Genomic DNA, 13,733 nt, shown 5'->3' on the forward strand with positions numbered 1-13,733 from the left:
CCTTGCAGCCAAAATTGTCTGCCTCTGCTCCATCGACATGATACCACATGTTGGCCCATATGAACAGCGGATTTGCATTTTTGCACTGGGCCTGCTACACTGGAGAAAACTGTCGAAAAGGAGCCGTGCCCATGCATATTCCCAGTTCTACTACCGGAGAAATTGAGGTCCTGTCCTTTGACGCGGCACTGGAAGCCGCACTGTGCCCCAATCCGGCTTACGATGCAGCCAAGTGGCTGTATGTCCCCAATGCCTATTCCGAATACCGTTACATTCTGGGCACCCGAGGGGAAAAGCCCCTGATCTGTCTGGGCATCAACCCCTCTACCGCCGTGCCCGACAAGCTGGACCCCACCGTCAGCTCCGCCCGGCGCATTGCCATGAACAACGGGTATGACAGCTTTCTCATGTTCAATGTCTATGCCCAGCGGGCCACCCGGCCCAACGACATGGAGCACTCCTGCAACGCCTATCTCCACGGGGAAAACCGCAGGGCCTTTGCCTATCTCCTGTCCCTGTCTCCCCAGCCCGCCGTCTGGGCCGCGTGGGGCAATATCATCGAGAAGCGGCCCTACCTGATGGACTGCCTGCGGGACTTTGCGGAGGAGGGCCGCACCGCCGGGGCCAAGTGGTTTTCCGCAGGCCCCCTTCTGAAATCCGGACATCCCCACCACCCGCTGTATCTCCGGCAGGATACGGCACTGCTGGACTTTGAAATTGACGCATATCTGGGCGGACGATAAACTTCTTTCACCGGCCCGCACGAAAATTCCCGCTTTGATAAAGGCCTTCCCACGAGGAATACCTTGTCCGGGCGGGAATTTTCCGATAAGACGCACTTTTTTTCCACTTCGTTCATATACTGCCTTGACAACGATTGTTCAACCACCGACAGGAGGCTATCATGGACGACAAGACCAGACAAACCATTCAGCAGCTCAATCAGGACCCAGCCACCGTTCAGCGCCTGCTCACCTCGCAGGATGGACGCAGACTGGTGGAAATGATGTCCCAGGCAAACGGAGGCGCGGCCATTCAGCAGGCAGCAATGAGCGCCATGCGAGGCGACTCCGCCCGGATTACACAGATGATTAACCAGCTGATGCAAAGCCCCGAGGGGGCCGCGCTGGTGGAGCGCATCAATCAGGCAACCCAAAAATAAACGGAAAAGGGGCGGACGGAATGGCGGAATTTGAGGATAAGCTGAACGCGATACTGTCGGACCCCAACAGCATGGCGCAGATTATGCAGCTTGCACAGTCTATCAATGGGGGAACTAGCTCTGCCCCGGCCTCCCAGCCGGGGCAGGCTCAGGGCGGGTATCCCCCGTATTCTCCGCCGGGGCAGGGCTATCAGGCCCCCCCGTCGGGAAATTATGCTCCTCCGGGGAATTATCCTCCCTCGCCGGGACCTGCCCCTGGGGAGAACCCCCTGAGTTCCTTGCTGGGCAGCATCGACCCGAGCACCATTGCCCGCCTGATGCCCCTGATTGGAGAGCTGGGCAGTCACCAAAACAACAACAGCCGGGCGCTGCTCTATGCGCTGCGACCCTACTTAAAGACCGAACGGCAAACAAAAATCGAACGGGCGCTCCAACTGGCGCGCATTGTTCATATCGGGAAAAAATTCATCGCCAACTGGGAGACGTAAGGGAGGATGAGGGATGTATAACCGCTATATCCGCAACGATGACGGCTCCTATTTCCGCATTCCCGAAGAGGATGCCCGGTCCGGTCCCGGGGGCCCCTCACCGTCCGGCGGTGGCTTTGGGCCCGGTCCCGGCGGACCACCTCCCCCACCTCCGCCCAGCGGCGCATTTGGGTCCGGTCCAGGTGGACCTCCCCCTCCACCGCCTCCTCCCGGCGGAGGCGGTGGGGCGGGGCCATTTCCGCCGCCTAATGACCCGTTTTTTGGCCCGCCGCCCCCGCCGCTCCACGGCGAAGGCTTCTCCGCCACGCTGCGGCGGCTGCTGGATAAACTACATTTGGACAACGTGGATTCCGGAGATCTGATTCTTCTTCTGATGATTTTCTTCCTGTTCCGGGAAGAAGCGGACGAGGAGCTTCTAATCGCTCTGGGTCTCCTGCTGATTCTTTAAAAAGCGGCTTTCCCACAGTGGGAAAGCCGCTTTTTCCTATTCGATTGCGGTCAATACTGTTCCATCCGGAAGCGTGAAATCCTGCGTGACAGGGCCAGCCGCATCCAACACGAGAGAGCCCATGCGGTAGATTGTCTCGCCGTATTTCAGCCACTCCGCCGCTGCCAGAAGCCCTGTGTCCACACTGATCCAGTACCGCAGGACAAAGCCGTTTTCATCCTCTCCCGTTTCCACATAAATGCAATTCACCCCGGAAAGAGAGCGGTAGTCCGCCTGTTCAATCTGATTCACCGGCAGGGCAAGCACGTCCTCATAGGTGGGAATGCCCTGTTCCTGATCTGCGGAAACATCCCCGGTGGGACATTGGTAAACCTCCGTCTTGTTTCCATACCAGATATACGTGGTGGTTCCGTCGGTGAGTGAGTGGCGGATTTGCTGCCCCTTGGGCGCACAGTCCGTTCTGGTCCAGTCGCCGCTGACGGAGACAAGCACCTGTGTCGTGCCGCTGCCCCCGGTCCAAAACCGCTCTTCTGCAATGCTCCGCCGATAGACGGCAGGGCGTTCCAGCGACTCAATGGCGGACTGCACCGTCCCCGGCGTCACGGCAATCAGGGCAATGCCGTCGTCCTCTCCTCCGCCCGACGCGGAGGAATCTCCTGTGGGCAGGACAGCATCCGGCAGCACAATGCGGGAGGAACGGCGCAGGCCGTTGCTCAAAAGAATTGCCACAACCAGCAAAATCAGGATGACAAAGCCGGCGACGGTAAATTTTCCAACCTTGCTGTTTCTCATGAGGCCCCCTCTCCGCGCATCCGGCTCAGACGCCGGAATAGTCCTCCGGCGGGTCGCGGCGCAGGCCAAAATGCCACTCCACCGCGTCCGCAATGCGCCCGCAGGCACGTCCGTCGCCATAGGGATTCACGGCACGGGCCATTTTGTCATAGGCTTCCCGGTCCCGCAGCAGGCGGGTGGCCATGGTCACAATGTCGTCCTGCGCCACTCCGGCAAGCTTCACCGTTCCGGCGGCCACGGCCTCGGGCCGCTCCGTCTCCCGCCGCAGCACCAGCACGGGCTTTCCAAGGGCGGGGGCCTCCTCCTGAAGTCCTCCCGAGTCGGTCAGCACCAGATAGCACAGGGCCATCAGGTTGTGCATCTCGTCGGCGGGCAGCGGGTCGATCAGGTGAACCCGGGGCGCGCCCCGGAGATATTGGTCCACGCTCTCCCGCACCACAGGGCTGAGATGAACAGGATACACCAGCTCCACGTCCTTGTTCTCCTCCGCAATCCGGCGCAGGGCAATCATAATGTTTTTCATGGGCTCGCCGTAATTCTCCCTGCGGTGGCAGGTGACAAGACACACCTTTTTTTCTCCGTAGGGAAGGTGGTTCAGCTCTTCCGTGGAGAAATGAAACCTGGAACGGACGGTGGTACGCAGCGCATCAATCACTGTGTTGCCGGTAATAAACAAATCCCCACGCACGCTCTCCCGGCGCAGGTTGTCCCGGTTGCCAGCCGTGGGGCAAAAATGGAGATCTGCCAGTCGGGAGGTCATCACCCGGTTCATTTCTTCTGGAAAGGGTGAATACTTGTCATAGGTTCGTAATCCAGCCTCCACATGGCCTACCTTCACCTGATGATAAAATGCAGACAGCGCTCCTGCAAAGGTGGTAGAGGTATCTCCATGGACCAGAATCAAATCCGGTTTCAGCGCATCAATGGCCTCGTCCATCCCTAAAAGGCACTTGCTGGTAATGGTGGAAAGGGTCTGCCGGGGGGTCATGATATCCAAATCCCAGTCCGGCTTCAGGTCAAAAACCTCCAGCACGGAGTCCAGCATCTGACGGTGCTGGGCTGTGACACAGCAAAGGCTCTCAATGCCCTCCCGTGCGGCAAGCTCCTTGACAAGGGGCGCCATTTTAATGGCCTCGGGCCGGGTGCCGAAGACGCTCATGACGCGAATGTTTTTCATCACTGATCCTCCTCTCCTTCCCAACTGTCCTGCTCCTGCGCAGGGGAATTTTCAACAGTCGGCACCGGGGCGGTCTTCTCCTGCGGGGCTTCCGGATTCCCGTCGCAGGGGCCGGGGGCATGTTCCCCTTCCGATTCCTCCCCGACAGGGGGCGCGGCCTCATCCGGTTCTTCCCGCTTTTCGACGTGGTGCCCATGGTCCCTCAGCTCCTCCATCTCCTCGTGAAGCTCCTCCATCTCCTCGTGAAGCTCCTCCCGGACCTCCTTGGGGAAGACAACTCTGGCAGCAACCACAGCCACCACGCACAGCGACACGAAGAACATCATGGCCCGCAGCTCCCCGCTGGTGGTAAGCACCACAGCGCTGAGGCCCAGAATCGCGGAAATCACGTACAGCGTTGCAACCGCCTGCTTCTGGTTCAGTCCCATGTCGATCAGGCGGTGGTGAATATGGCTCCGGTCCGCCTGCATGGGGCTTTGCCCGTGGGCAAGACGGCGGAGGATCGCAAAGGCCGTGTCGAAAATGGGCAGGCCCAGAATTAAAAAAGGCACCGCAAAGGAGATGATGGCCCAGGATTTAAACAGCCCCTCCACAGACATACAGGCCAGAATATACCCTAAAAACGTGGCTCCGGTGTCTCCCATAAACATCTTGGCAGGATTGAGGTTATAGGGCATAAAGCCCACGCATGCTCCCACCAGCGCCGCCATGACCACAGCCACCTGCACCTCACTTACAAGCAGGGAAATTACCAGCACGGTGGTGGCCGAAATGGCGGACACACCGATAGCCAGCCCATCCAGTCCGTCGATCAGGTTCACGGCGTTGGTGATGGCCACAATCCACAGCACGGTCACGGGAACAGACAGCACGCCCATGTCCCAATAGGGATCGGGCGAGAAGAGGTTGGGGTTACTCAGCACATGGATGCGCACACCGTTCAGCGTGGGAATCAGCGCCGCACCGATCTGGACCAGGAACTTGAATTTTGCAGGCAGAGGCGTAATATCGTCCACCACACCCAGCACCACGATAATCACCGCTCCCAGCAAAATACTGCGGAACTGGTTTGTCATCTCCGCGAACAGCAGGATGCTGACAATGAAGCCCAGGAAAATGGCCAGCCCCCCCAGCCGGGGGATGGGGATATGGTGCATCCGGCGGTTGTCCTTGGGCACGTCGATGGCACCCACCTTATAGGCAAACGCCTTCACCACCGGAGACGCCAGAAAGCTCACCGCCAGCGCCACCAGCAAAGCCAGAAACACCCCGGCCAGCAAATTTGTATTGATTAGCATTGCGACAACGTTTCCTTTCACCGCGCGTATGTTCAGCCTTCATGGCGGCGCGCACCATAATCACCGGTCGATGAAGCCGACCTTTTTGTAGACCTTGCCCAGCGTCCGATTGGCCACCCGGGAAGCCCGCTCCGCTCCATCGCGGTAGACGGCCTGTAGCGCGGGCTTATCCGCCAGCAGCCGCTCCGTCTCCTCCCGGATCGGGCGCAGCAGCTCCACCACCACCTCGCCCACGGCGGCCTTGAAGTCCCCGTAGCCGTGGCCGGCAAACTCCGCTTCGATGGCGGCGAAGTCCCGGCCGGTACAGGCGGAATAAATCTGCATCAGGTTGGACACGCCCGGCTTTTCCTTCTGGTCATACCGCACGCAGGCTTCGGAATCCGTCACCGCCTTTTTGAACTTGCGCAGGATGTCCTCCGGCTTTTCCAGCATATAGACGCAGCCACTTTGATCCTTGTCGGACTTGCTCATTTTGCTCTCAGGGGAGGTCAGGCTCATAATCCGCGCCCCCACCTGCGGAATATATGGCTCCGGGATTTTGAACACGTCGCCGTAAATTCCATTGAACCGGGCCGCAATGTCCCGGCAGATCTCCACATGCTGCTTCTGGTCGCTTCCCACCGGAACCAGATCCGCCTGATACAGCAAAATGTCTGCCGCCATCAGGGCCGGATAGGTAAACAGCCCCGCGTTGATGTTGTCCGCGTTTTTGGAGGACTTGTCCTTAAACTGGGTCATGCGGCTCAGCTCACCGAACATGGTGTAGCAGTTCAGCACCCATGCAAGCTGGGCGTGGGCCGGAACGTGGGACTGGATAAACAGCGTGTTTTTCTCTGGGTTAAGGCCGCAGGCGATGTAGGCGGCCAGCTGCGTCAGGGTATGTCGCCGAAGCTCCGCCGGCTCCTGCCGGACCGTGATGGTGTGCATATCCACCAGCATATAATAGCAGTCGTACTCGTCCGCCAGCGCCGTCCAGTTGCGGATGGCCCCCAGATAGGAGCCAAGGGTCAGGTCGCCGGAGGGCTGAATTCCGCTGAGAATCCGCCGTTTAATCGTCTCGTTTTCCATGATACCACCTCATAATCTGCCGCTCTCGCGCCCTTTGTCCAGAAAGCGGCAATATAGCCTTGTCATTGTAGCACGAAGCATTGAAAAGTGCAATCTGTTTCGGGGATTTTGCCCCGGTGTGGGCGGCTCTGCCGCCGCCGTATTTGCGGCGTTTGCCGCAGGAAACCCCTTGACATTCCGGGCTGCAAAAGCGATAATAAATTGTTAAACAATACATGGAGGTAAATTCATGGCCGTAGATAAAGCATTCTTTGACGAAATGGAGGCCCGTATTCCCAAAGGGAAGGTTCGCACCCGTTTCGCCCCCTCCCCCACCGGCTATATGCACGTGGGCAACCTGCGCACCGCGCTGTACACTTGGCTGATCGCCCGCCACGCGGGGGGCACCTTTCTCCTGCGCATTGAGGACACCGATCAGGGCCGCCTTGTAGAGGGCGCCACCGACGTCATCTACAAGACCATGGCCCAGTGCGGCCTTGGGCACGACGAGGGCCCGGATGTGGGCGGCCCGGTGGGACCCTATATCCAGTCGGAGCGGCGGGAGCTGTACGGAAAGTACGCCGAGCTGCTGGTGGAAAAAGGCTCCGCTTACCGCTGCTTTTGCGGGAAAGAGGAGGACGAGGCACAGGAAGTTGCCGAGGGTGTGAAGGTCAAAAAGCACCAGTGCGGCTGTCCTGACCTCCCCTTCAACGAAATTCAGGTCAGGCTTGACGCGGGAACCCCTCATGTCATCCGCCAGAGAATTCCCCGGGAGGGCAGCACCACCTTCCGCGACGTGACCTTCGGGGACATCACTGTGGAAAACGACACTTTGGACGATCAGGTGCTCATCAAGTCCGACGGGCTGCCCACCTATAACTTTGCCAACGTGGTGGACGACCATCTCATGGGCATCACCCATGTGGTCCGTGGCAGTGAATACCTCAGCTCCGCCCCCAAGTACAATTTGCTGTATCAGGCCTTCGGCTGGGAGATTCCCACCTATGTGCACTGCTCTCCCGTCATGCGGGACGCGCACAATAAAATGTCCAAGCGCCACGGGGACCCCTCCTACGAGGACCTCATTGCGCAGGGGTATCTCACCACCGCCGTTTTGAATTATGTTGCCCTGCTGGGCTGGGCACCTAAGGGGGAACAGAAGGAGCAGGAGATTTTCTCTCTGGACGAGCTGGTGGAGGCTTTTGACATTGCGGGAATCTCAAAATCCCCCGCTATTTTTGACATCGCCAAGCTGGATTATTTCAATGCCACTTATCTCCGCGCCCTTGCGCCGGAGGAATTTGCAAAAATCGCGGAGCCGTATATCCGCCAGAGCGTGAAAAACCCGGCCATTCACCCCGCAGACGTTGCCGCGCTGTTGCAGGCCCGGTGCGAAAAGCTGACGGAGATTCCCGAAAAGGTAGACTTTTTCGACGAGCTCCCCGACTATAACGTTGAATTTTATGTCAACAAAAAGTCCAAGACAGACAAGGATATCTCCAAGGCGATGCTCTCCGCCGCCATTCCCGCGCTGGAGGCTTTGCCCACTTGGGACACGGACGTTATTCACGACGCGCTGACGGGCCTTGCGGAGAAGCTGGAGGTAAAAAACGCCACGCTGATGTGGCCCGTGCGCATCGCGGCGGCGGGTAAGCTGGTGACGCCCGGCGGCGCGGTGGAAATCTGCCGCATCCTGGGGCGGGACGAAACACTGAAAAGACTGCGGCACGGCCTCTCCCTGCTGGGCTGAGCGCCGGTGAAATACAAATTCAGAAGGATGGGTAGCCCAACATGAGTAAAATTGTAATTCCCGCCGGTTACAAAATGCCCCTGACCAATAACCAGCTTCAGCGCGCCATCGAATTTATCCACGCCGACTTTCAGAAAAATCTGACGAATCGGCTGGACCTTCACCGGGTTTCCGCCCCCCTGTTCGTGGATGGGGCCACAGGCCTGAACGACGACCTTAACGGCGTGGAGCGCCCCGTGAGCTTTGACATCCCCGACGTGGGAACCGACGGACAGGTGGTTCACTCCCTCGCCAAGTGGAAGCGTCTGGCGCTGAAGCGGTATGAGTTCAAGGCAGGAACGGGCCTGTATACCGACATGAACGCCATCCGCCGGGACGAGGAGGTGGACAATCTCCATTCCGTGTACGTGGACCAGTGGGACTGGGAAAAGCACATCCGGCGCGAGGACCGGAACCTCCAGTTCCTCAAGGATACCGTCCGCACCATTGTAGGCTCTATCTGCGACACAGCGGAGGATTTGCGCAGGACCTATCCTGCCCTCACCTTCCGTCCGGATCGGGACGTGTTTTTCATCACCACACAGGAGCTGGAGGACCGCTTCCCGGATCTAACCCCCAACGAGCGGGAAAAAGCCGTCTGCCAGAAGCACCGCACCGTGTTCCTCATGCAGATCGGCGGAAAGCTCAACTCCGGTAAGCCCCACGACGGTCGCGCCCCGGACTATGACGACTGGACGCTCAACGGCGATATCCTCATGTGGAATCCCGTTTTGGAGCGCAATTTCGAGGTATCCTCCATGGGTATCCGTGTGGACGAGGCCGCGCTGGACCGCCAACTTGCCCTCTCCGGCCACGACGAGCGGAGAAGCCTTCCCTTCCATAAGATGCTGCTGGACGGCCAGCTGCCTCAGTCCATCGGCGGCGGTATCGGCCAGTCCCGGCTGTGCATGCTGCTGCTTGGCACCTGCCACATTGGCGAGGTTCAGGCCAGTCTTTGGGATAAGGAGACGATGGCCGCCTGCGAAAAAGCGGGCATCATTCTTCTGTAAGTCTTCCTAAGTCTTTAATAAGTTCCCGGCCCTGCCAAAAGGCAGGGCCGGGCCGGGCTTTTCTTTTCAGTTTTCCTGCTCCCGAAAAATTCGTGTGACTTTTTGTCTTGGTTTCACGCTGAGAGGTCATTCGACGGAATGGGCACGCTCTCCGTACAGTTTCCTTAACGCGAAAAGAATCCGCGTCAATTTATAGCTTTTCCCGCTGTGTCAGCTGCAACAGGTATCCGCAAATGCACGAAGGAGCCGCTTTTAGCGGCTCCTTCGTAAATTTTCTCGGGACCAGCTTTTTAAAGCTGGGGGCCGAATTTGTCGCGGGTTATTTGTTTGCAAGAAACACAGCCTTCATGCCCTTATAGGTTTCGTAGCAGTCCAGCTTCGCCACCACCTCAAAGGGGGCGTGCATGCTCAGCACCGGAACGCCCGCGTCCAGCGTGGCGATGTTGCGGTTGGCCATATAGGCCGCCACCGTACCGCCGCCGCCTGCGTCTACCTTGCCCAGCTCCGCAATCTGCCAGAGCACGCCCGCCTCGTCGAACAGCGAACGGACATAAGCCACCGTCTCCGCGTCCGCGTCGGACGCGCCGGACTTGCCACGGGCGCCGGTGTACTTACAAAGGCCCACGCCGTGGTTCAGCCAAGCGGCGTTCCGCTTTTCAAACACGTCCGAGAAATTGGGGTCAAACGCTGCCGTCACGTCCGCGCTGAGGCAGAAGGACTTCTCCAGGCACACCCGCAGGGGGACACCCTGCGCTTCGCACAGGTCCTCCATAAAGGTGTCAAACGCGGCAGACTGTAAGCCGGTCACACCATCGGAACCAATTTCTTCCTTGTCCGCCAGAATGCACACCGCCGTCTTCTCCGGCGTTTCCTCCAAGTCCACCAGTGCCCGGAACGCCGCGTAGGCGCACACCCGGTCATCGTGGCCGTAGGCGCCGATCATGCTGCGGTCCAGCCCGATGTCGCAGGACATGGAAGCGGGAACAGCCTCCAGCTCGGCGGAGGTCAAATCCTCCTCCACAATGCCGTATTTTTCGTTGAGAATCTGCATCACCGCCAGCTTCACCCGGTCACTGCCCTCACTGTCCGGCAAGGGGCGGCTGCCCAGCAGCAGGTTCAGCGTTTCACCGGGAACCGCCTCGCCCAAGGGCTTTTTGTTCTGCTCGGCTCCCAGATGGGGCAGCAGGTCCGTGATAACCAGCTTGGGGTCCCCCGGGTCTGCGCCGATGCGCACAGAAACCGTTTCCCCGTTTTTCAGGGCCACCACGCCACGAAGCTCCAGCGGGACGGTGGTCCACTGATACTTGCGGATGCCACCGTAATAATGGGTTTTGAAATAGGCCAGCTCACCGTCCTCATACAGGGGATTGGGCTTCAAATCCAGCCGGGGCGAGTCGATGTGGGCGGCCGCAATCTGCGCGCCGACACTCAGGGGCTGCTTGCCGATGCGGGCAAGATACACGCTCTTGCTCCGGTTGGAAAAGTACAGCTTGTCCCCCGTTTTCAGCTTCATGCCCCGGGTAAAGGCACGGAAGCCCGCCGCCTCCGCCAGACGCACCAGCTCCCCGGCGCACTCCCGCTCGGTCTTCCCTGCGTCTAAGAATGTCCGATAGTCCGCGCAGTAGGACTCCATGGCCTGCTCGTTCTTGGTGTCAAACCGGTCGTAGCCATGCTTTTTGCCTGCGAGAAGCTTCTCGCGCAGATCCTTCGTCTTTTTATTTTCTGCCATTTGCTTTATCCTCCTTAATCTGCTCAATCAGACGTTTAAAAAATTCCTTTGCCGCCTCCCGAAACGCCTTGGGCGTTTCGGCGGTGTTGCTCAGCTCCCGGTCGCATTTCTCCCGGAAATAATCGTCCTGCTGCTGGGCGGAAACACGAAGCCTTGCATACTTTTCGTCGATTCCGTCCCGCTCCATAATCCGCCTGACCCGCATCTCAATGGGCGAGGTCACCGCCACGGTGCAGTCGCACAGCCTGTCGATGCCGGACTCAAAGAGATTGATGGCGTCCAGCGCACATAGCTTTCCCTGAAAAGCGGCAATCCGCCGCTCCAGCTCCGGCCGCAGGAAACGGAAGACGATGTCGTTGAGCTGGTCCAGCCGGTCGTTATCTCCGAAGACCAGCTCACCCAACGCCTTGCGGTTCAGCGCGCCATTGGGATTAAAGACCTGCGAGCCAAAAGCGCCCGCAATGGCGTCCCGCAGGCCCGGGTCGGTGTTCAGCAGCTCGTAATACACCGCGTCGCAGTCCAGCGCCAGTCCGCCCAAATCCTCCACGGCCTTCAGCGCGCTGGTTTTCCCAGCGCCGGTGCCGCCGGTGAGGCCCAGAATGATGCGCTCCTCCTCCACGTCCACCACGTTGAAGCCCGCCGCCTTTTTCAGCCGGTTGCCGATAGCCAGCCCCAGCCCCCGGTTGTCGGGACACTGGGCCAGAATTTCCGTCACATTGCCTGTATCAAAGGCCCGCAGCGCGTCGAACACGCGCTGGGCCTGAATCTCCTTGTCGTCCACGGGGCCAAGCAGATGCGTTTCATAGCCCTGAAACAGAGATTCAAACTCGTCAAAACAGATCACGCCCACACCGGGCTTTAAACGCTGGACCACTGCCTGCGCCGTCCGCCGGGGATTACCGGTAAACACAGTAACAGCCGCCTTGGGCGCATAATGGCGGTATTTCATGCCGGGGGCCTTGGGGGCTTCCCCCTCTCCCAGCGGCGCGGAAACGGCCTTATCCACGTCGATCTCTCCCAGAACACGCTGAAGGTCTTCCAACGGAAGTCCGCCGGGGCGCAGCATCCGGGGCGGCGAGACGGTCAAATCCACGATGGTGGATTCCACGCCCACAGTGCAGGGACCGCCGTCCACAATTCCCTCAATTCTGCCGTCCATATCCGCCGCCACGTCTGCCGCGGAGGTACAGCTTGGGCGGCCGGAGAGATTGGCGGAGGGCGCTGCGATGGGCACTCCCGCATAGCGGATGATTGCCTGCGTCACCGTGTGGGCCGGGCAGCGGACGCCCACCGTATCCAGTCCCGCCGTCACTGCGGCGGGGATGGCGGGGCTTCGCTTTAAAATCATGGTGAGGGGGCCGGGCCAAAAGTTCCGCGCCAGCGTATATGCAAGAGGCGGCACGTCTACGCAGAACCGGGGCAGCCACTGAGCGGATGGAACATGGATAATCAAAGGATTATCCTGCGGACGTCCCTTCGCCTCAAAAATCCTGCGCACCGCCGCCTCGTCCAACGCATTGGCCCCCAGACCGTACACCGTCTCCGTAGGCACGGCCAGCAGCCCTCCGGAGCGAATGATGTCGGCGGCTGTCTGAATCTTTTCCTCCACAATCCGCTGCTGGCCCTTGATATTTGTCAAATCAATGAATTTTGTCTCCATGCGGTTTTACCTTCTGTTTTACGCGGGCTTCGCCCGTTTTTATTTTTCCTGCTTTCGCAGTCTTTCCGCCGTGTCGGCGGCGATCAACGCGTCTATCAACTCGTCCAGCTCGCCGTTCATCACACTGTCCAACTTGTACAGCGTCAGCCCGATGCGATGGTCCGTCACCCGGCTCTGAGGAAAGTTATAGGTGCGAATACGCTCGCTCCGGTCCCCACTGCCCACCTGACTGCGGCGGCGGGCGGCCTGATCTGCGTCCCGCCGGGCAAGCTCCGCCTCGTACAGTCGGGAGCGGAGCACCTTCATGGCCCTCTCCCGGTTTTTGTATTGGCTTCGCTCGTCCTGGCATTCCACCACCGTCCCGGTGGGCAGATGGGTGATGCGGATGGCGGACTCTGTTTTGTTGATATGCTGCCCGCCCGCGCCCGAGGCGCGGAAGGTGTCGATCTGCAAATCGCCGGGGTCGATGGCGAATTCCACCTCCTGCGCCTCCGGCAGCACAGCAACGGTAGCCGCGCTGGTATGGATGCGCCCTGCGGACTCCGTCTCCGGAACCCGCTGCACCCGGTGGACCCCGCTTTCAAACTTGAACCGGGACCACGCGCCATCGCCCTCCACCAGAAAGCTGATTTCCTTTACACCGCCAAGCTCCGTTCTATTTTCGTTAACAACATCCACGGAAAATCCCCGCTTTTCGGCGTACATCAGATACATTCGGAAAAGAGACGCTGCAAACAGCGCGCTTTCCTCCCCGCCGACGCCGCCCCGGATTTCCACCACCACGTTGCGCCCATCGTCCGGGTCCCGGGGCAGCAGCAAGGGCTTTAACGCGGCCTCCAGCCGCTCCGCCTCCGCCCGTGCTTCCGGGAGTTCTTCCTGTGCCATGGCCCGCAACTCAGGGTCGCTCAAAAGTGCCTCCGTCTCCCGAAGGCGGCGGTCTGCCCACTCCCAGGCGGAGAACGCCTCTGCCACAGGAGAAAGCTCCTTCAGCTCCTGATTCACCACCCGCAACCGGTCTGCATCTCCATAAACCGACGGATCGCCAAGCTGGGTCTGCAGCGCGTCGTACCGCACCGCAATCTCTTTCAGTTTTTCAAACAAGCAGTTCGCCTCCCCTCTTTTATGCCGGGAAG

Annotated in this window: 13 protein-coding genes; 6 read left to right on the forward strand and 7 right to left on the reverse strand. The window is 59.5% G+C overall.

Features of this window, described 5'->3' with window-relative positions; genetic code table 11:
* Nucleotides 1-131: 131 nt before the first annotated feature.
* From ABVS15_RS03400 to ABVS15_RS03415, 4 genes are all read left to right on the forward strand, one after another.
* On the forward strand, nt 132-743 hold the full coding sequence (locus ABVS15_RS03400; protein WP_369282355.1) for a DUF1643 domain-containing protein: 612 nt from the start codon (nt 132-134) through the stop codon (nt 741-743).
* A 161-nt stretch (nt 744-904) separates the two neighbouring features.
* The gene (locus tag ABVS15_RS03405; protein WP_369282356.1) at nt 905-1,162 is read left to right on the forward strand and encodes a hypothetical protein; all 258 of its coding nucleotides are present in this window, start codon (nt 905-907) and stop codon (nt 1,160-1,162) included.
* A gap of 20 nt (nt 1,163-1,182) precedes the next feature.
* Complete coding sequence (locus tag ABVS15_RS03410) at nt 1,183-1,650, forward strand: hypothetical protein (RefSeq protein ID WP_369282357.1); 468 nt, start codon at nt 1,183-1,185, stop codon at nt 1,648-1,650.
* Between the two features lie 13 nt (nt 1,651-1,663).
* Nucleotides 1,664-2,098: a hypothetical protein gene (locus ABVS15_RS03415; protein WP_369282358.1), complete on the forward strand. Its 435-nt coding sequence runs from the start codon at nt 1,664-1,666 to the stop codon at nt 2,096-2,098.
* Nucleotides 2,099-2,134: 36 nt separating this feature from the next.
* Here the strand turns inward: ABVS15_RS03415 and ABVS15_RS03420 are convergent, their stop codons facing one another.
* From ABVS15_RS03420 to trpS, 4 genes are read right to left on the reverse strand one after another with little or no spacing between them, the layout of a single operon-like run.
* Nucleotides 2,135-2,890 carry a hypothetical protein gene (locus ABVS15_RS03420; RefSeq protein WP_369282359.1) on the reverse strand — a complete coding sequence of 252 codons (756 nt, stop codon included), beginning with the start codon at nt 2,888-2,890 and terminating at the stop codon, nt 2,135-2,137.
* 25 nt (nt 2,891-2,915) lie between these two features.
* Nucleotides 2,916-4,067 carry a non-hydrolyzing UDP-N-acetylglucosamine 2-epimerase gene (gene wecB, locus ABVS15_RS03425; protein ID WP_369282360.1) on the reverse strand — a complete coding sequence of 384 codons (1,152 nt, stop codon included), beginning with the start codon at nt 4,065-4,067 and terminating at the stop codon, nt 2,916-2,918.
* The gene (locus tag ABVS15_RS03430; RefSeq protein ID WP_369282361.1) at nt 4,067-5,365 is read right to left on the reverse strand and encodes an MraY family glycosyltransferase; all 1,299 of its coding nucleotides are present in this window, start codon (nt 5,363-5,365) and stop codon (nt 4,067-4,069) included. The genes wecB and ABVS15_RS03430 overlap by 1 nt, the downstream gene beginning before the upstream one ends.
* 60 nt (nt 5,366-5,425) lie before the next feature.
* The gene (trpS, locus tag ABVS15_RS03435) at nt 5,426-6,433 is read right to left on the reverse strand and encodes a tryptophan--tRNA ligase (RefSeq protein ID WP_369282362.1); all 1,008 of its coding nucleotides are present in this window, start codon (nt 6,431-6,433) and stop codon (nt 5,426-5,428) included.
* Between the two features lie 229 nt (nt 6,434-6,662).
* On the opposite strand from trpS, the gene gltX reads away from it, so the two are divergent.
* Both gltX and asnA read left to right on the forward strand, forming a co-directional pair.
* Nucleotides 6,663-8,162, forward strand: coding sequence for a glutamate--tRNA ligase (gltX, locus tag ABVS15_RS03440; RefSeq protein ID WP_369282363.1), 1,500 nt, complete (start codon nt 6,663-6,665; stop codon nt 8,160-8,162).
* A gap of 41 nt (nt 8,163-8,203) precedes the next feature.
* Entirely contained in the window at nt 8,204-9,211 is a 1,008-nt protein-coding gene (asnA, locus tag ABVS15_RS03445) for an aspartate--ammonia ligase (RefSeq protein WP_369282364.1), read from the forward strand.
* Nucleotides 9,212-9,530: 319 nt separating this feature from the next.
* Here the strand turns inward: asnA and ABVS15_RS03450 are convergent, their stop codons facing one another.
* From ABVS15_RS03450 to prfA, 3 genes are read right to left on the reverse strand one after another with little or no spacing between them, the layout of a single operon-like run.
* Nucleotides 9,531-10,940 carry an aminopeptidase gene (locus ABVS15_RS03450; RefSeq protein WP_369282365.1) on the reverse strand — a complete coding sequence of 470 codons (1,410 nt, stop codon included), beginning with the start codon at nt 10,938-10,940 and terminating at the stop codon, nt 9,531-9,533.
* Nucleotides 10,927-12,600, reverse strand: a complete 1,674-nt coding sequence (locus ABVS15_RS03455) for an L-threonylcarbamoyladenylate synthase (protein ID WP_369282366.1) — start codon at nt 12,598-12,600, stop codon at nt 10,927-10,929. Before ABVS15_RS03455 ends, ABVS15_RS03450 begins: the two co-directional genes overlap by 14 nt.
* Before the next feature lie 39 nt (nt 12,601-12,639).
* Nucleotides 12,640-13,701 carry a peptide chain release factor 1 gene (gene prfA / locus ABVS15_RS03460; protein WP_369282367.1) on the reverse strand — a complete coding sequence of 354 codons (1,062 nt, stop codon included), beginning with the start codon at nt 13,699-13,701 and terminating at the stop codon, nt 12,640-12,642.
* Nucleotides 13,702-13,733 lie beyond the last annotated feature (32 nt).

The organism is Oscillibacter sp. GMB15532, from assembly GCF_041020825.1.
GTDB lineage: Bacteria > Bacillota > Clostridia > Oscillospirales > Oscillospiraceae > Oscillibacter.